General features: G+C 66.7%; 24 protein-coding genes. 20 read left to right on the forward strand and 4 right to left on the reverse strand.

The annotated features are described in order from the left end of the window. Positions 1–67: 67 nt before the first annotated feature. Entirely contained in the window at positions 68–673 is a 606-nt protein-coding gene (locus ABFS34_05015; GenBank protein MEN8374789.1) for a hypothetical protein, read from the forward strand. Between the two features lie 291 nt (positions 674–964). Here ABFS34_05015 and ABFS34_05020 read toward each other — a convergent pair whose 3' ends face one another. Together ABFS34_05020 and ABFS34_05025 are read right to left on the reverse strand one after the other, a co-directional pair. Then, on the reverse strand, positions 965–1354 hold the full coding sequence (locus ABFS34_05020; GenBank protein MEN8374790.1) for an SRPBCC family protein: 390 nt from the start codon (positions 1352–1354) through the stop codon (positions 965–967). Between the two features lie 72 nt (positions 1355–1426). Further along, positions 1427–2008 (reverse strand): TetR/AcrR family transcriptional regulator, encoded by a 582-nt coding sequence (locus ABFS34_05025; GenBank protein MEN8374791.1) that lies wholly within the window; start codon positions 2006–2008, stop codon positions 1427–1429. 140 nt (positions 2009–2148) lie between these two features. On the opposite strand from ABFS34_05025, the gene ABFS34_05030 reads away from it, so the two are divergent. Continuing rightward, on the forward strand, positions 2149–3798 hold the full coding sequence (locus tag ABFS34_05030; protein ID MEN8374792.1) for an aminotransferase class V-fold PLP-dependent enzyme: 1650 nt from the start codon (positions 2149–2151) through the stop codon (positions 3796–3798). A 347-nt stretch (positions 3799–4145) separates the two neighbouring features. Then, positions 4146–4862 (forward strand): class I SAM-dependent methyltransferase, encoded by a 717-nt coding sequence (locus tag ABFS34_05035; protein ID MEN8374793.1) that lies wholly within the window; start codon positions 4146–4148, stop codon positions 4860–4862. Here ABFS34_05035 and ABFS34_05040 read toward each other — a convergent pair. Continuing rightward, positions 4846–5433, reverse strand: coding sequence for an HD domain-containing protein (locus ABFS34_05040; protein ID MEN8374794.1), 588 nt, complete (start codon positions 5431–5433; stop codon positions 4846–4848). The two genes, ABFS34_05035 and ABFS34_05040, sit on opposite strands and share 17 nt — an antisense overlap. 170 nt (positions 5434–5603) lie before the next feature. Here ABFS34_05040 and ABFS34_05045 point away from each other — a divergent pair, with 170 nt between their 5' ends. From ABFS34_05045 to ABFS34_05115, 15 genes are read left to right on the forward strand one after another with little or no spacing between them, the layout of a single operon-like run. Next, positions 5604–5966 carry a DUF805 domain-containing protein gene (locus ABFS34_05045; protein MEN8374795.1) on the forward strand — a complete coding sequence of 121 codons (363 nt, stop codon included), beginning with the start codon at positions 5604–5606 and terminating at the stop codon, positions 5964–5966. Positions 5967–5969: 3 nt separating this feature from the next. Next, positions 5970–6461, forward strand: coding sequence for a DUF3291 domain-containing protein (locus ABFS34_05050; GenBank protein ID MEN8374796.1), 492 nt, complete (start codon positions 5970–5972; stop codon positions 6459–6461). Then, complete coding sequence (locus tag ABFS34_05055) at positions 6454–7188, forward strand: class I SAM-dependent methyltransferase (protein ID MEN8374797.1); 735 nt, start codon at positions 6454–6456, stop codon at positions 7186–7188. Before ABFS34_05050 ends, ABFS34_05055 begins: the two co-directional genes overlap by 8 nt. Before the next feature lie 5 nt (positions 7189–7193). Then, positions 7194–8024 carry a prenyltransferase gene (locus ABFS34_05060; GenBank protein MEN8374798.1) on the forward strand — a complete coding sequence of 277 codons (831 nt, stop codon included), beginning with the start codon at positions 7194–7196 and terminating at the stop codon, positions 8022–8024. Next, positions 8021–8473 (forward strand): MaoC family dehydratase, encoded by a 453-nt coding sequence (locus tag ABFS34_05065; GenBank protein MEN8374799.1) that lies wholly within the window; start codon positions 8021–8023, stop codon positions 8471–8473. Before ABFS34_05060 ends, ABFS34_05065 begins: the two co-directional genes overlap by 4 nt. Continuing rightward, positions 8470–9450: an aminoglycoside phosphotransferase family protein gene (locus ABFS34_05070; protein ID MEN8374800.1), complete on the forward strand. Its 981-nt coding sequence runs from the start codon at positions 8470–8472 to the stop codon at positions 9448–9450. The genes ABFS34_05065 and ABFS34_05070 overlap by 4 nt, the downstream gene beginning before the upstream one ends. Then, complete coding sequence (locus tag ABFS34_05075; GenBank protein ID MEN8374801.1) at positions 9447–10022, forward strand: hypothetical protein; 576 nt, start codon at positions 9447–9449, stop codon at positions 10020–10022. The genes ABFS34_05070 and ABFS34_05075 overlap by 4 nt, the downstream gene beginning before the upstream one ends. A gap of 10 nt (positions 10023–10032) precedes the next feature. After that, entirely contained in the window at positions 10033–10530 is a 498-nt protein-coding gene (locus ABFS34_05080) for a hypothetical protein (protein ID MEN8374802.1), read from the forward strand. Then, positions 10523–11023 (forward strand): hypothetical protein, encoded by a 501-nt coding sequence (locus ABFS34_05085; protein ID MEN8374803.1) that lies wholly within the window; start codon positions 10523–10525, stop codon positions 11021–11023. The genes ABFS34_05080 and ABFS34_05085 overlap by 8 nt, the downstream gene beginning before the upstream one ends. A gap of 9 nt (positions 11024–11032) precedes the next feature. Continuing rightward, complete coding sequence (locus ABFS34_05090) at positions 11033–11275, forward strand: hypothetical protein (protein ID MEN8374804.1); 243 nt, start codon at positions 11033–11035, stop codon at positions 11273–11275. A 31-nt stretch (positions 11276–11306) separates the two neighbouring features. After that, positions 11307–12359, forward strand: a complete 1053-nt coding sequence (locus ABFS34_05095) for a hypothetical protein (GenBank protein MEN8374805.1) — start codon at positions 11307–11309, stop codon at positions 12357–12359. A gap of 47 nt (positions 12360–12406) precedes the next feature. Beyond that, complete coding sequence (locus ABFS34_05100) at positions 12407–12718, forward strand: hypothetical protein (protein MEN8374806.1); 312 nt, start codon at positions 12407–12409, stop codon at positions 12716–12718. Beyond that, positions 12715–13122: a nuclear transport factor 2 family protein gene (locus tag ABFS34_05105; GenBank protein ID MEN8374807.1), complete on the forward strand. Its 408-nt coding sequence runs from the start codon at positions 12715–12717 to the stop codon at positions 13120–13122. Before ABFS34_05100 ends, ABFS34_05105 begins: the two co-directional genes overlap by 4 nt. Before the next feature lie 4 nt (positions 13123–13126). Beyond that, positions 13127–13852, forward strand: a complete 726-nt coding sequence (locus tag ABFS34_05110; protein ID MEN8374808.1) for an ATP-binding protein — start codon at positions 13127–13129, stop codon at positions 13850–13852. A 22-nt stretch (positions 13853–13874) separates the two neighbouring features. Beyond that, positions 13875–14558: a hypothetical protein gene (locus ABFS34_05115; protein MEN8374809.1), complete on the forward strand. Its 684-nt coding sequence runs from the start codon at positions 13875–13877 to the stop codon at positions 14556–14558. 7 nt (positions 14559–14565) lie between these two features. On the opposite strand, the gene ABFS34_05120 is transcribed toward ABFS34_05115, so the two are convergent. Beyond that, positions 14566–14871 carry a hypothetical protein gene (locus tag ABFS34_05120; GenBank protein ID MEN8374810.1) on the reverse strand — a complete coding sequence of 102 codons (306 nt, stop codon included), beginning with the start codon at positions 14869–14871 and terminating at the stop codon, positions 14566–14568. A gap of 67 nt (positions 14872–14938) precedes the next feature. Between ABFS34_05120 and ABFS34_05125 the strand changes: the two genes are divergently transcribed. After that, the gene (locus tag ABFS34_05125; GenBank protein MEN8374811.1) at positions 14939–15490 is read left to right on the forward strand and encodes a hypothetical protein; all 552 of its coding nucleotides are present in this window, start codon (positions 14939–14941) and stop codon (positions 15488–15490) included. A gap of 21 nt (positions 15491–15511) precedes the next feature. Further along, complete coding sequence (locus ABFS34_05130) at positions 15512–16213, forward strand: hypothetical protein (protein MEN8374812.1); 702 nt, start codon at positions 15512–15514, stop codon at positions 16211–16213. Position 16214: the final 1 nt, after the last annotated feature.

The following is a 16214-nucleotide window of genomic DNA, read 5'->3' on the forward strand; positions in this document are numbered from 1 at the left end:
CGAGAGCCGGAACAGGCGGTCCGCTGCCGCCCAAGGCTATGGCAAGCCGGAAAAGGGAGTGGCGTCGGTGCGTTTGATTGCTGGAGTCCTTTTCACGCTGATCGCCGCGGGCGCCTGCAAGCCGGATCGGCGGGACGATGCCGCGGCCCAGGAGGAATCCGCCAACGCCCGCCAGGCGAAGCCGGTTATTGGCGTGGCGGGCATGGCGGACGGCTGGTGCCTCGCCACTCCTGACTCCGCGCTCCAGATCGGCGACACGGTGCAAGCGGCGTCGATACCATTAGTCGGAAGCGCGAGAGCGTCCTTCCGTGGCGCGTTCATCGTCGTCGGCCAAGAATCAGGCAGCTGCCCGGAGTGGGGCGAATTCGGCGATATGGCGCTTCGCCTCGAACGAGCGGACGGAGAGACGGGCGACGACGGTCTGCCGGATTCCGGTCCGCTGGTCGTCGTATCTGGGGGAGCGCCTCTGGTGGCGCTTGGCCCCACGGGCGTATCGGTGGATTTCGACCAAGACGGGGCACCGGACGTCTTCCGCGCCTGCACGAGCCGCGAGGGGATACACCTCACCCTTTGGTCCGGCAGGCCGCTGGTGGGAGAACGTCTCTGGCACTCGTACTTCTTTCTTGGCTACGACGTCCACCCCACGTGCGAGGAAGCGGATTTCGATATGTGACGCTCCGGGAGCGAATCACCTCTGCGGGGACTTCGTCTCGATGGACCTGTGTGTCCGTTTTTCGCGATTCGCAACTAGTTCGAAGTTCGAACTAGTTCGCATTTCGCTCAAAGGGGGTTAAACCCTTACTGAAGCTTCCGTCCCGCCGGACTTGGCGGGCATCCGCCATAGTTGCGCCGGACTTGGCGGGTATGCGCCAAAGTTGCGCCGGACTTGGCGGGTATGCGCCAAAGTTGCGCCGGCTGGAGCGCGGCGTACGACCGACCGCCGCGCCCCATGGCCGAAAAGCGCCTACCTCAGCGTCTGCTTGAAGCTCTCGACGGCGGCGTCGACGGCCTGCTCCAGCGCGGGCGCCACGCCGTCGGGCTTCACGTCCGAGAACCAGACGAAGCGCGAGCCTTGCCCTCCGTTGGGCAGGATCTGCATGGACGCGTGGTGATGCTCGAACTCGAACGGAGACGCCGTGATCGAGTAGGCCAGGCGACGGTGCTCGTCTGCGGCCGATACGATCAGCTCCTCGAGCTGGCCCTGATCGCCGAGCTCGCAGGTACGGGTGTCGCCGTCGATCGAGACCTCACCCAGGAAGGTGATGAGCTCGTTTACCCGTCCGACCTCGCGCAGCGCGGCCCAGGCATCGTCCGGCGAAGCATCGATATCGAACTCACGAAGAATCATGGCCATTTCCATCCTCCTTATCGTATGTGGTGATCATATCCGAACGATCGTTCAGAAACAGGACCAAAAAAGTCGCACCTAACCCAGGATGCGAAGTCCCACCCGCACGAAATCCTCGACCTCGCCTGCCGAAGCCGGAGAGCGAATCAGATAGCTCGCCCCCTGGATCAGCCCGGCCAGGAATCGGCCGGTTTCGTCCGGGTCCAGGTCGCCTCCCACCGCACCAGCCGCGCGCGCCACGCGGACCGCGCTGGCGAAGTTCGTTGCGAGCCGCTGCTGGTAAGCCGCCACCTCGGCCGCTACGTCCTCGTCGAAGGGCGCGACCTCTTCGGCCGAGTTGCACAGCAGGCAGCCGAAGCGTCCCTCACCCGATCGAGCGCGCCCGACTATCCGGGCGAACACGGCCTGGATGGCCTCCAGCCCCGCAGCGGGCTCCTCGAGCTCACGGATGGCCTCGGTGATCACCGTACGGTGGTAGTGTCGCAGCGCGGCCAGAAAGAGGCCTCGCTTGGATCCATACACATCGTACAGCCCATACCGATTGACGCCCGTCGCTCGAACCAGGTCTTCCACCGAGGTGGCCGACCAACCCTTCTCCCAGAAGACGCCCATCGCGTCCTCGAGGGCCTGCTGCGGATCGAATTCTCGATTGCGTGGCATGACCGTTTCCAAATGATCGTTCTGGAACGATACCACGACTGCGGAGGGACGTCAAGACAGGTATTATTGATTCGAGGGGTGTTGATGAACCGCACCGGCGGCGGAGGCAACGGTGCGGTCTAGTCGAAGGAGTCGGTCTGGTGGACCTCGTCGAGAGAATTCGAGAAGCCGTTGTCGGCAGGGACACGGCCGTGCAGACTCCCTTCGGGCTGCGCCGGCTGACCTATGCTGACTATGGCGCATCTGGAAGGTGCCTGTCGTTCATCGAGGAGTTCATCCACGACCAGGTTCTCCCCCTGTACGCCAACACACATACCGAGGCCTCGGGCACGGGACTTCAGACGACCCGGTTGCGCGAGGACGCCCGGGCAATCATCCGGAAGTGCGTCGGTGCGAACGAGCGGGAACACGCGGTGATTTTTGCCGGAAACGGTGCCACCGGGACGATCGACCGCCTGATCGCCATCCTCGGTCTCCGGATTCCGAAAGTACTCGACGACCGTTTCGATCTTCTTTCCCGGATCCCGATCGCGCAGCGGCCAGTCGTCTTCGTAGGCCCCTATGAGCACCACTCGAACGAATTGCCCTGGCGGGAGACGATCGCCGACGTAATCGAGATCAACGAGAGCGATGATGGCCACATCGACCTGGCCGAGTTGGAGGATAGACTCGTCGAGTTCGCCGGGCGGCCGCTCAAGATCGGTTCGTTCTCGGCGGGGTCCAACGTTACGGGCATCATATCGGACACGAAGGCCATCGCCGGGAAACTCCACGAGCACGGGGCGCTTTCCTTCTGGGACTTCGGTGCAGCCGCCCCCTACGTGGACATTGACATGGGTTCGGAGGAGGACGGGGACTACAAGGACGCCGTCTTCATCTCACCCCACAAGTTCATCGGGGGCCCAGGCACTCCTGGCGTCCTGGTGGCGCGGAAGGACTTGCTCGACAATGAGGTCCCGGCCGTGCCGGGTGGCGGAACGGTTCAATACGTATCCCCCGTTGACCATACCTACCTGGCCGACCCCGAGCATCGCGAAGAAGGCGGTACGCCGGCGATCATCGGCTCGATCAAGGCCGGGCTCGTCTTCAAGCTGAAGAACCAGGTGGGAATCGACCGCATCCGCGAACTCGAGCACGGTTTCATTCGGAGAGCGATCGCCTCGTGGTCGGAGAACGCCAACATCGATATCCTCGGGAATCACGACGCGGAGCGGCTGTCCATCGCCAGTTTCGTGATCCGCTACGGCGAGAAGGTTCTCCACCACAACTACGTCGTCGCCCTCCTCAACGATCTGTTCGGGATCCAGGCCCGTGGCGGGTGCTCCTGTGCCGGGCCATACGGCCATCGGTTGCTCGGCATCGACCTCGAGTCCAGCAGCCGTTTCGAGGAGGTGATCGCGACGGGTTGCGAGGTCATGAAGCCCGGCTGGGTCCGGCTCAACTTCAACTATTTCATCCGGGAAGAGGTGTTCGAGTACATCGTGGACGCCGTCCACCTCATCGCGGAAGATGGGTGGCGACTTCTCTCGCGGTATCGGTTCGATCCGGAGACGGCCGTGTGGAGCCATGAGCGCGGCCGTCCCAGGCCGCCGGTAAGCCTTCGCGATGTCGACTTTGAAAGCCCGGCGAAGCCGCTGGTGACGGCGCCGATCGAACGGCTGTCGGACTACCTGGAGGAGGGTCGCCGGATTCTGGCCGAGACGCCTACCAAGCGTGGGGAAAGCCAGAATCTCGGGGCCGAGGCCGAGAGTCTGCGCTGGTTCGCGACGCCCGTAGAGATTGGCAGGTGATGGAGAGTCCACCGTACTCGCGAGTTGCGCCCCCGCCGGCGACGTCGATTGATCGGCGGGCTCGTCGATTCCGCCGACGTTGGAGCTCTACTCGATGGCCACAGACGGCTCGGTGTCGAGCACCCTCGGTTGCCCAGGATCGCGCTGGACTCCTGCGTCCTTCTGTCGCGATTCGCAACCCGTTCGAATTTTGAACGAGTTTGTATTCCGCAGGGGGGGCGATGAACTCTTGCTGAAGCTTCCGTCACGCGAGGACCTGCGGCGGAGTGGCGTCGGTGCGCTTGATTGCCGGAAAAACTGAAGGCGCTTCGCGAAGCCCGGGGAGTGGTCCGAGCTCGCCGATCGATGTGCCCACCCAAGCCACGGCAGACTTTCTGGCCGCGCATGTGCCGGCGGGTGGTTCGATCCTGGAAGTCGGCAGTGGGGCAGGACACGTGGCGTTGGAGCTGGCCCGACGCGGCTTTCGGGTAACAGGGATCGAGCCGGATGCCGACGCCGTCAAGCAGGCGCAGGACGGGGGCGCCCCCGTTCGTCACGGTTCCTGGCCGGGCGTCGATACACCGGACGTCGATGCCATCGCATTCACGCGATCGCTGCACCACTTGCACGACCTCGACGGGGCGGTCCAACGTGCGCGTGAGGTCCTCGGCCCCGATGGCCTCATTCTCGTAGAGGACTTCGACTTTGGCGGCGCGAACGAGCGAACGATCCGTTGGCTCGTCGCGGTCCTTCGTTCGCCACCGGCAGCAGAACTGCTGCGCGTAGTGCCCGACGAGTTCGCCACGACTTTGCTTCGGTCGAGCGACCCCGTTGCGGCTTGGAGCGCGGGGCACGACCACGACCTGCATTCGGCAGACGCGATGATCGCGGCCATCGGCCGAGAGTTCGAGGTAGGTCATGTACGGCCGGCCCCTTACTTGTACCGGTACCTCGTGCCGGTGCTGCCGAACACCGAGGCGGCGACCGCCCTCGTGCGCGATGTTCTGGCGGAGGAGGTGAGCCTTGGGGAGGAGGGTGACCTGACTCTGATAGGCCGGCGCATCGTGGCTAGTCGGATGCCATGACCTCGTCCAGCACCCGCAGCACGATCGCCCACAGTCCCGGTGCCCCCTTCTCGATGGGCGCCATCCGCTCCAGCACGCGCTCTCGCGTCACGCCATGCTCGAACCAGGTGCCACCGCCGTTGGCGTAGTTCTGCAGGAGTCCCTGGAAGCGGTCCAGCGCCACCGCGAAGCGGGCGTCCGGCGTCTGGCCCTCTTCGAACTCGTCCCAGAGGCGCCGAAGCGCGGATCCCTGATCCTCGGGCAGGAGCCCGTACAGGTGGTCGGCGGCCGCCCGCTCGCGCTCTTCCTTGTCCAGGTTGGCCGTCTTGTCGAAGGCGAACGTGTCGCCGGCGTCGATCTCGACGACGTCGTGGATCGCGAGCATCATCACGACGCGGCTCACGTCTACCGCGTCCGGCGCGTGCTCGGCCAACAGCGGCGCCATCACGGCGAGGTGCCAGGAATGCTCGGCGCTGTTCTCTCGCCGAGACCCATCCATGAGGCTCGTCATCCGCACCACGCCCTTGAGCCTGTCCAACTGGCCGATGAAGGAAAGCTGGCGGTCCAGACGGGCGTCTGCGTTCGAGTCCATGGGTCCCTCGGCGAAAGAGTTCGGGCGCCGAAGCTGCCACGAACCGACGATCCTGGCAAAGCGAGGTGAGCGCGGCCCTTGCCGCTGCGCCCGGGCGAGTCGCAGACTGGGACCGGCCGGGTCATGGAGTCGCCCGGCTCCTACCACCCAATCTTCGCCAAGGAGGCGGCATGAACTGGTACCTCACGGCCCTCAAGCGCTTCGGAGACTTCAGCGGCAGGTCGCGCCGCAGGGAGTACTGGTGGTTCATCCTGATGGTTTGGGTCCTCGCGATCGTGCTGTTCTTCGTTGACCTGACGCTGGGGACCGGTTCGGAAACAGGGTATGGGCTATTCAGCGGACTGTTTTCGCTAGCCATGTTCGTCCCCTTGCTGTCCGTCAGTGTCAGGCGCCTGCACGACACCGGCCGGTCCGGCCTGTGGCTGCTCATCCTGTTCGTGCCGATCCTGGGGGCCCTGGCGATCCTCGTCTTGGCGCTGCTGGACGGCCAGCCCGGTGACAATCGCTTCGGCCCCAATCCGAAAGGCGCATAGACGGTGGAGTTTCACCTCGCCCAGGCGAATATCGCGCAGGGCATCGCCTCTGTGACGGACCCTCTCATGAAGGGGTTCGTCGATCAGCTCGATTACATCAACTCGGTCGCGGATCGGTCCCCGGGCTTCGTGTGGCGGCTACAGACGGAGGAGGGAGACGCCACGTCTCTCCAGCCGTTCGATGACCCGCTCATATTGGTCAACATGTCGGTGTGGGAGTCGATCGACGCGTTCTACGACTACGTGTTCCGTTCTGACCACGCGGGGCCACTGAAGGACCGGCGTCGTTGGTTCAGCAAACTCGATGGGCCGCATGCGGTCATGTGGTGGATTCGGGCCGGCACCACCCCGGACGTCGCCGACCTGAAGCGCCGGCTCGACCTCCTCGAAAAGAACGGTCCCGCGCCCGAGGCCTTTACGCTGGCCAAGGCGTTCGATCCAGAAGGGAGGCCGCTCGAGCGTGCGGCCCGGCGCGACCGGGAGTGCGGTGTCTGAGCTGCTGTACTCGGAGCTGGCCGAGTGGTGGCCCGTACTGTCCGCGCCGGCGGACTACGCCGAGGAGGCCGCCTTCTACGCGCGCACGCTGCGGGAGGCCTGCACCCGTCCTCCCAGGTTGCTGCTCGAGCTGGGGAGCGGGGGCGGCAACAACGCTTCCCACATGAAGACGGCGTTCGCCGAGGTCACCCTGGTCGATTTGTCTCCGGCAATGCTTGACGTGAGCCGGCGCCTGAACCCGGAGTGCGAGCACCTGGAAGGGGACATGCGTACGGCCAGACTGGGCAGGTTGTTCGACTGCGTCTTCGTGCACGACGCCGTGTGCTACATGACCACTGAGGATGAGTTGCGCCAGGCGATGGCGACCGCCTACGTGCACTGCCAGCCGGGCGGCGCGGCGCTCTTCGCGCCCGATCACGTGCGCGAGTCCTTCGCCCCGTCTACCAGCCACGGCGGCCACGACGAGGAGTCGCGGAGCCTGCGCTACCTGGAGTGGACGTGGGATCCGGACCCCTCCGACACGACCTATCTGGTCGACTACGCCTACCTGTTGCGGGAGGGCGATGGCGAGCCGCGCGTGGTGCGGGACCGGCACGTGGAGGGCCTATTCTCTCGCGCCGAGTGGCTGAGCCTCCTTCACGACATCGGCTTCGAGGCCGAGCGGGTGGCGTTTCAGCACACCGGCATGGACGCGCCGGCCGACGTATTCGTAGGGCGCAAGGTCTGAGGGCAGTGGTAGCGCACGCCGCCGATGTCGAGGCCATCCTAGCGCGCCGCCACGACAATGGGGGCGACTTCTGGGCCACGCCCGACGGCCGCGTGTACGTGGGGAATCCGTACAGCACGATCTCCAGTCTGCTCATGCTGCACGAGTTGGACGTGTCGGTCGACCACGAAGCGGTGCGCGGGGCTCTCGACGCGGTCCTGGCCCGTTGGCGCGAAGACGGCCGCATTCGTCTGGCTCCCAAGGCCCCCCTCTACCCCTGCTACACGGCGGAAGCCGCGCGGGTGTTGTGCCGATTCGGCCTGGCCGGAGACGAGCGCGTGCGGCGCACCGTGTCCCACCTGCTCGAGAGCGCGCATGAAACGGGCGGCTGGCGCTGCGATTTCAGCAGGTTCGGACGGGGGCCGGAGACGGAGTGCGCCAATCCGGGCGCCACCCTGTACGTCCTCGACGTCCTCCGCTTCTATCCCGAGCGCGTTGACGAAGCCGACGTGGTCGATCGCGCGATCGAGTCGCTGCTCGATCACTGGGACGTGCGCAGCCCGCTGGGGCCCTGCCACTGGGGCATCGGGAGCCTCTTCATGCAGGTCGAGTTCCCGTTCCTGCGCTACAACCTCTTCTATTACGTGTACGTGCTCTCGCACTTCGAGCGCGCGCGCGCCGACGCCCGCTTCCGGTCGGCGCTCGCGGAGTTGTCGTCCAGGCTGGACGCCGAGGGCCGAATCGTCGTGGAGCGCCCCCACCGGGGGCTGAAGGGGCTGGCCTTCTGCGAAAAGGGTGCGCCGTCGGCGGTCGCGACTCGGCGCTACCTGGAAATCGGCGAACGGATGGAATCGTGAACGCAGCGGAAGCGATGCCGCGCGTCGGCGAGAGCGCCAGCCGCAGCCTGACACTCACGGCGGGCCACGTGGCGGCGTTCGCCGAGCTATCGGGGGACTACAACCCGCTACACTTCGACGAGGACTTCGCGTCCCGCACGAAGTTCGGCCGACTGGTCGTACAGGGTGGCCTGACCACTGGCCTGCTGCACGCACTGGTGGCGATGGACATGCCGGGCCCCGGCACGGTGTTCCTGAGCCAGAACTGGAAGTTCACGGCGCCGGTTTTAGTGGGAGACACCATCACGGCGCACGCCGAGGTGCTGAGCGTGCACGAGAGCAAGCCGGTGTGCCGCCTCGCGGTGAAAGTGCTGCGGCAGGATGGAGAGGTCGCGCTGGAGGGAGAGGCGTGGTGCTACCGGTTCATCCCCGCGGGCGCCCCCGGCTCGGGTCCGCCTCCCGAATCGTGAGCACGGACGATCTGGCCGAAAGGGTTGGCGCCGCTCTCGTCCGAGCCGGGCATCTGAGCGGAAAGGCGGCGGCGCTTCCGGCGGTCACGCCCATCCTGAACTGGGGCGGCTTCGTCAATCGATCGTTCGCCGCCACGGACGGACGCGCCCGGCTGCACGTGAAGCTCGCCGAGTACAGCGAAAACCGGCGTGAGCTGCGTCGCTGGCACGCCGTGTCGGCGCTCCTGAACGAGCGGTACCGTGCGCCGCTCGTGCTGGCTTGGGTCGACATCGAGGGGACGCCCTACGCCGGCTTGGTCAGCGAGTGGATCGAGGGCGAAACGCCGGCTGCGCTCTCCCCGAGCGTGCGGAAGCAAACCGCCGCTTCGATCGATGCTCTTCACCGCGATGAGGAACTGGCGGATGCATTGCGCGGCCTGGGCGACGCTCCGCGGACCTGCTTCGATGCGTACAGCGCCACCTACGACGAACGCTTTGTTGGGGATCTGGAAGGCGTAGGCGAGTCACCGCCGCCCTTCTTGAGCCGGGAGACAATCGCCTGGATGGAGGAGGAGACCAAGGCGCTTGCGGTCATGGCTTCCAACAGTGCGGCCTTCCAGGAGCAAGCCGTATCGCCAAGCCACGGTGATCTCTGGCTCAACAATCTGATCGTGCAGCCCGACGGTGAGGTGTGCGTTTGCGACTGGGATGATGTGTCGCTCGGCGATCCGGTCATGGACTGGGCGATGCTGTTCGGGCCGTCGCGCACCGATCTCCTGCCCCGGGCGGAAGACGCAGCTGATCGGCTCGGTCTTGCCGCAGCGGAACGCGAGCGCCTGGCACTCTACGCGCGCGCGTCCCTGTTCGATTGGCTGCTGGACCCGCTGGCGGACTGGGTCGAAGCGGATCGCATGCCGGAGCACCGTGAGGAAGTGCGGGCGGCGAATCGACGGGTGCACGAACGGGCGCTGGACCTGTATCGGGAGCGTTACCCTTGAGTGACGCAGGTAAGGCCACACCGGTGGCGGGCTCGGGCGACGCGGTCCTGGTCGGCTACTTCGCCAAGAAGCGCACGCCACGCCCCGACTGGCTCGAGTGTCCCTTCGTGGAGGAGATCTGCAGCGTCTCCGAGTGCATGGCCCCCGGGGCGGAGGACTGGATCCAGACGTGGGCGCACAACGTGTGGGGCTTCTTCGACTCGCCCGAAGGGGCTTGGAACGCGGTCCCGGAGACCCAGCGGCCCGACTTCGACCTCTTCGCCTACGAGTTGCTTCCGGTTCGGTTCGTGGGCGGAAAGGCCGAACCGCTCGATGTGCGAGCAGGTGCGACGGCGCCGCTCGACCCCTCCTGCCATCCGCTCGGCTACGACGTGGTGAGCCGCGGAACCAGCGATTTCTTCGAGTGCTCCCCTCTCTCCTGCAACAACTGGGCGGCGGAAGTCGGCGCGAACGCGTACTGTCTCATCGACGACCTGGACGAAGCGCTGCGGCTGGCGTCGGTCGCCGAGGAGAGCCGGGTCGAGCCGGGCGACTATCACGTCATGCGCGTGTGGCGCCGGGAAGGCACCTGAACCGCCTGAAATGAACGTGCAGAACTGGGAAGCGATCGGGGCTGTCGGGGAAATAGTAGGAGCCGTCGCCGTCGTCCTCACCCTCCTCTACCTCGCAAAGCAAATCCGGCAGAGCTCGCGCTCGGTGGAGATCGGGGCGCTGCGGGACACCACATCGTTCTGGCACCGCTGGAGCGAGATGCTCGCCACCTCGCCTGGTCTGGCCGAGGTGGTAGCAAAAGGGAGCGACTCGTACGAGGCCCTCACCGAGGCCGAGAAGCTGCGCTACGGCGCGTTCGTGCAGTCGTTTTTCGACAGCGTCGAGGCGTTCCGGGACCTGGTCGTGAAGTTCCGGGTGTCCAGGGATCTGGCCGTGCTGGAGTCGATCCTTGCGCGCCGCCTCGCCGTCCCGGGCGTATATGCGTGGTGGAGGGAGAACACGGAGGACTACGACGCGGACTTCGTGGCGTGGGTCGAGGAAGTACGAGCTAACAGCGTCAGTGAGGACTTGGAAGCGAACGATGAATGAGACGCAGCAGGCAGCTGGCATCCTCGCAGCCTGGGTCTTCCTGGGCTCGGGCTGTGCCCCGTCTGTCGACGCACCGCCAGCCGTCGACCGCGCCGCAGACGAAGCGACGTTGTTGCAAATGCACCAGGCAGTCATCCAGGCTCACCTGGACGGGAGCGTAGACGACTGGATGGCCCTGGAGGAGGACCCGTACGTGTCGGCGAACGCTGGCGAGGTGAGCTTTGCGGATGCCGCCGAGCGGCGGGCAAGGCGTGAACCGTACCTGATGTCCGCGTCTTTCACGCAGTATGAAGACCTGCGCCCACCCGTCGTGCGGATTTCCGACGACGGATCACTTGGCTGGCTGATAGCCGAAGTTCAGGTGCGGGGAGTCTCGACCGCGACGGACGGCGCGGAGACACCGATCGAAATGATCGCGGCATGGATAGAGCTGTACGAAAAGCGGGCCGGCGAGTGGAAGATCGTCGGCAACGTGTCCAATCGACGCCCGTAGGATGATACCGTGACCTTCGTCACGGACGACCTGCGTGAGGCGTATGAGGGGATGACGGAGTTGGAAGGGCTGGCCACCGTCGGCCACGTAGACCTGCTCGGCGGCGTGATCGGCGAGCATGGGGATGGAGAGGCAATCTTCGACGCCTACGACGACGCCCTGAATCAGCGCTGGTACGACCAGGAATCGGGCCGATACGAGGCGCCCGAACGGAGCGGTGGTGGCGTCCGGCGCGGGCACGGGTTCAGGTAGGATGGCCCGGCGACTTCGACAGGTTCCGGTGATGTTCGCCCTGCTGTCGTGCGCACAGAGCCCGGGCGTGGCTCAGGATCCCGCCGCGCCGCCCTCCGTGCTGGAAGACTTCTGCCCGTTCGAGTACGGCTGCGATTTCGGCGGCTGGGTGGCGGGCGATTCCATGCCCGTGTACGCCGAGCGCGGCGATCGCGACAGCCGGATCGACGTCCTCCCGCCCGGCGCGTGCATCCAGACCCTTGGGGCCGACATGGTCGTGGACGAGCCCGGCCTGGTCGTGGTGCGACGCGCGTTCGACGGCTTCGAGCCGGGCGACACGCTGCACGTCCTCAGCTACGCCGGCGAAGGCTACTACGCGGTGTGGCACGACGGCGAGGTGCGCAACATCGACCGCGCCTGGCCTCGGGAGCCGGGGACCAGCGTCGCCGCGCAGACGATGTCCATCCCGCGGTTCAGCTACTGGGTCCGTTTCGGGGAGCCCGATGACCTGCGCTGGATCGCGCTTCGCAACATCAGCAACCGCGGCATCCGCTTCGACCTGCAATTCGGCTGGGATGAGGAGTGCAACGGGGCGGAGACCGTGGGCGCAGCGCGGGTCCGGCACGGAGAGACATTCGAGGCGCCGCTGCCCGATGGGCTGGTCTTCCGCTTGAGGCCCGCGAGCCACCCGCAGAATCCGCAGGGATGGAGGATCGAGGTCGTCGACCCGGACGCGCCGGACGATGACTACTCACTGGTCGCGACGCCCCCGTACCGCTTTTCCAATCCGCGCTACGTCGACACCGGCTACGGCCTCACGCCCGAGGCGGCGCTGGCGTGGTCGCCGCGTGAATTCCGGTTCGTCACCAATCGGGCCGACTACGAGCGCGCCCAGGGAGCCCTGGGCGTGCTGCTCTGGCAGGGCGAGCACACCGAGGAGGAGGTTCAGCGCGCCCGCGCCACGCACGCCTCGATCTACACCAGGCGCGCGCTCCTGTGGATCGAGGAGGGATCGGTGAGGGAGGCGGCCGATGGCGAGGCCGGCCTGATCGAGTGGATGCAGGTCCGGCTGGAGTTGTACCAGCCGCCTCCGAAGGGTCACTAGCGGTGCGCGCGGCGGGGCTACGACGCGCTCTCGGGGCGACGCTGCCCATGGCGGCCCTCGCGTGCTCCGGCTCGGCGCAGACAGCCGACGCGCCCATCGACAGGATCGCGGAGCTGCTTCCGGGGCTGGAGGTGACACTCACCGACCGAGACTCCGAATCGACCGACGGGCTGTCGGTCACCGACTTCGGCTGCCAGGCGTCCGATCACGACTGGCCCTACGGCACGGGGTTCGCGGTGCTGGACGAGGCATTCGCGACCCCGCTGTGGATTTTCAGTGAGCCCCTACGCGCCGACGAGCTCCAGCCCACGGTCGACTATCTGCGCCGGAAGCTGGGCGACTCCCCGGCGGCCCAGTGACGACCGACGAGACCACGCCGGCGGTTGACGGCTTCGACCAGCTCGCGGCGCTCAACCAGGCTTGGTCGCAGGCGTGGATCGATCGCGATGCGGAGTACGTCGATGGGGCGATGACGCACGACTTCACTTACGTCGCGCCCAACGGCCAGGTGCTGGATCGGGGGATGATGATGCGGATCATCCGATCGCCCGGGTACCGACTGGACTCCGGCTCGAGAACGGAGGTGTCGATCCTGGCGATCGGGGCCCGGGCCGCCGCCGTGATCAGCCGCTGGCGCGGCGAGGGCGCCTACGAGGGAACCTCCTTCCGGGACGACCACCGCGTCACAACGATCTTCGTGCGGCTGGACTCGGGGTGGCGGGTGGCACTGGAGCACTGCTGCTCGATAGCCCCGGACGGCTAGCCGATTGCGACGCACCTGGCTCTGGTGGAGCACCGGCAAGGACAGCGCCTGGGCGCTGCACGTCCTCGAGTCGTCGACGGAGTTCGAGATCACCGCGCTCGTCACCACGGTGACCCCCAGGTTCGGGCGGGTGGCAATCCACGGCACCCGCATGGCGATCCTGGAGGCTCAGGCGGCCGCGGCGGGGCTCCCCCTGCGCACGATCGAGCTTCCCTATCCCTGCACCAACCAGCAGTACGAGGCCGCGGTCGTGCCGACGCTGGCTGCTGCCCGCCGCGCTGGGGTCGAGGCGATGGCCTTCGGCGACCTCTTCCTCGAGGACGTGCGCGAGTATCGCGAGCGGCTGCTCGAGGGGTCAGGCGTCCGGCCGACGTTCCCGATCTGGGCCCGGGACACCGCCGAGCTGGCGCGGGAGATGATAGACGGGGGCGTGGACGCCCGCATCACGTGCCTCGATCCGCAGCGCGTCCCGCGCGACCTCGCGGGCCGCCGCCTCGACCACGATCTTCTCGATCGGCTGCCGGCCGACGTCGATCCGTGCGGAGAGGGCGGTGAGTTCCACACCTGCGTGCTGGAGGGCCCGATGCTGAAGCAGGCGATTCCCGCCGTTTCGGGGGAGGTCGTGGAGCGAGAGGGCTTCGTGTACGCCGACCTCGTCCCCGGGGAGGCGGCGGCGGAGCGACCCGGTCGACTGGATGCTTCCCGGGATGGAGCCTGGGGACGTGGCTGACTCGAGGGCAGTTGGTGAGCTGATGAAGTCCCGCGGCTCGGAGGTCGTGGCGATCATCGTCGCCATCCTCCTGGCGCTCGCGGCCGAAGCTGCGTGGGAGTACCGGGGCGAGCGCGTGGACGAACGGGAGATCCTCGCGGGCCTGCGCGTCGAGTTCCTCGAGGCGCGGGACGAGATCCGAAGGGACATCGAGGTGCGCGAGGAGATCCTGAGGGACTCGCGCCGATTCGCCGAGGCCCGGCTGGACGGCAACCCGCTCCCGGCCGGAGACTCGCTTCGCACGATGATCGAGAACCTCCTCGACTGGCGCTTCTACACCCCGACCCATCCCGTCCTCGACGAGATCGTGTCCTCCGGCAGGATGGACCGCATCAGGTCCGATGACGTGCGCCGCGCGCTCATGACTTACATCCAGGAGCGCGACCGCATCGCGGTGATCGACGAACAGGAGCGCGACTACGCCCAGGGCTCGCTGACCGACTACCTGGCGGGCCGCGTCGACCTGGGCGTGCTGTTCGCGGACGGCGCCGACGCGCCTCGCGTGGCCGGCGAGCTGGATCGCTTCAGGGCCATGCTCTCCGACCCGGAATTCGGCTCCATCCTCTACTACCGGATCTTTCACACCGAGAACGCCGTGGGCTTCTCGGACATCGTCGACGCGGCAATAGGCAACGTACTGGCAACGCTGGAGTTCGACGGAGGCTAGCTCGGATTCAGGCGGCCGGTCCCGCACGCGCGGTCACGATCATGCGCTTGCCGTCCAGGCGCCCGGGGCTTCGGGCGTCGTATGCGCCGAAGGTGCGCACGTCTGTGAAGCCGGTGAGTTCCAGCAGCCCCGCCATCTCCGGGTACGCCACGAGCGCCATCCGGTGCGACTTGGTGAGTTCCCGAGTCTGTCCGTTCTCCTCCCAACTGAACGTGTCGGTGTGCGCGAGGGTGCCGTCGTGGAAATCGAACTGGTGGACAGCTCGCTTTGGTCCATGGTGCGAATCCCGTCCGGGCGTGGCGGCGCGGCGCAAGTCTGTCTACGCGAGAGCCGCGCGCGCCGTTTCGGTTCCAACCTTCCGCCGATGGTATCTTGGGTCCATGCGACGATCCGCACGCCACCTCGCCGTGCTGGCCTCCGCGCTCGCGCCGTGCGCGTTCAGCGCATGCGGGGGCGATGCGCGGCGGCCCGAAGTACGGGGCGAAAGCTCGCTGGCTGGTGCGGTGTCTCCCGGGGACTTCGATCGGCCCGCCGGGCACGCACATGTCGACCTCATGGGCGACTGGACGATCGTCGCGCACCGGTTCGCGGGCCCCACGTCGATGCCCGAGGAGCAGGCTCGCTCCTGGCACGGCTCCACCATCCGCCTGGCCGAGCGGGAAGCGGTCGCTCTCGAAAACCGCTGCTCCGAGCCGGCGTACTCGACGCACCTGGTGCCCACCGCGACCTACGCGGCGCGCTTCCGGAGGTGGCCGCCGGACTTCAGCTTGCCCGTGATCGCGGGTCGGGTGGAGGTGATGAACGTGACGTGCGAGGGCAGGGCGTGGGACGCACCCGGCGCTTCCCTGACCCGCGTGGGAGACGAAGGCGCGTTCACCGTGTGGGAGGGCGTGTTCTTCGAGCTCGAGCGCGACCACCCCGACGAGGGGTGACCATCAGAGGATACGTACGCCATGGCCGGTGATCGGACGAAGCAGTTTACCGATGACGAAGTGCGGCGTGTCATCGGACGAGCCATTCAGTTGGAAGAAGAGGCCCGGCTGTGGTCCGAGGAGGACGTGCTCGCGATCGCCGAGGAGGCACATATCGATGGCGCGGCCGTGCTCAGGGCTTTGCGTGAGGGGCATACCAAGGCCCTGGCAGCCTCGCGCGATAGCTTCGGTCTCAGATTTCGCTGGGCCGAACGCAGGGATTCGCGGACGCTTCCGTCGTCGACGGATCTGGAACTCCTCGCCGATCGGCTGCGGGCCGTTCGAGGCGTGGCCGGCACGGCCTCGCTCAGGCCGGATTTCTTCGAATGGCGAGATGCAGAGGGAATCCAGGCGACGGTCGCCAAGAGCGATGTCGGCGTCGGCGTGACCGTCACGGCCTCACGCACCTCCCTGGCTCAGTCGAGCGCCTCGCTGTTCGGCGTGTTCGGGGGGCTCTTGGGCACCATAGCGTTGAGATCGCTGGGTTTGGAGGGGGAACAGGTGATACTGGGCCTGGTGGGCGGCGTCGGCGTCGGACTCGCCTCCTGGCGTTTGTATTGGGGGAGGGTTTCGGCTGCGATGCGGGCGAAGGTCGCTGGAATCGCCGACGTGATCGGCGACCACCTGGACCGTTCCGACGGACAGCAGGAGCAAAGCGCGGCAGCGGACGATGCCATCCGCTAGC

This window comes from Gemmatimonadota bacterium (genome assembly GCA_039715185.1).
Taxonomy (GTDB): domain Bacteria; phylum Gemmatimonadota; class Gemmatimonadetes; order Longimicrobiales; family RSA9; genus DATHRK01.

Coding starts and splice junctions, on each gene's coding strand:
- ABFS34_05020 (MEN8374790.1), bottom strand. CDS start 1,354: ATGGCCATGATTCTTCGTGAGTTCGATATCGATGCTTCGCCGGACGAT.
- ABFS34_05025 (MEN8374791.1), bottom strand. CDS start 2,008: ATGCCACGCAATCGAGAATTCGATCCGCAGCAGGCCCTCGAGGACGCG.
- ABFS34_05040 (MEN8374794.1), bottom strand. CDS start 5,433: ATGGACTCGAACGCAGACGCCCGTCTGGACCGCCAGCTTTCCTTCATC.
- ABFS34_05045 (MEN8374795.1), top strand. CDS start 5,604: ATGAACTGGTACCTCACGGCCCTCAAGCGCTTCGGAGACTTCAGCGGC.
- ABFS34_05080 (MEN8374802.1), top strand. CDS start 10,033: ATGAACGTGCAGAACTGGGAAGCGATCGGGGCTGTCGGGGAAATAGTA.
- ABFS34_05085 (MEN8374803.1), top strand. CDS start 10,523: ATGAATGAGACGCAGCAGGCAGCTGGCATCCTCGCAGCCTGGGTCTTC.
- ABFS34_05095 (MEN8374805.1), top strand. CDS start 11,307: ATGTTCGCCCTGCTGTCGTGCGCACAGAGCCCGGGCGTGGCTCAGGAT.
- ABFS34_05100 (MEN8374806.1), top strand. CDS start 12,407: ATGGCGGCCCTCGCGTGCTCCGGCTCGGCGCAGACAGCCGACGCGCCC.
- ABFS34_05115 (MEN8374809.1), top strand. CDS start 13,875: ATGAAGTCCCGCGGCTCGGAGGTCGTGGCGATCATCGTCGCCATCCTC.
- ABFS34_05125 (MEN8374811.1), top strand. CDS start 14,939: ATGCGACGATCCGCACGCCACCTCGCCGTGCTGGCCTCCGCGCTCGCG.
- ABFS34_05130 (MEN8374812.1), top strand. CDS start 15,512: ATGGCCGGTGATCGGACGAAGCAGTTTACCGATGACGAAGTGCGGCGT.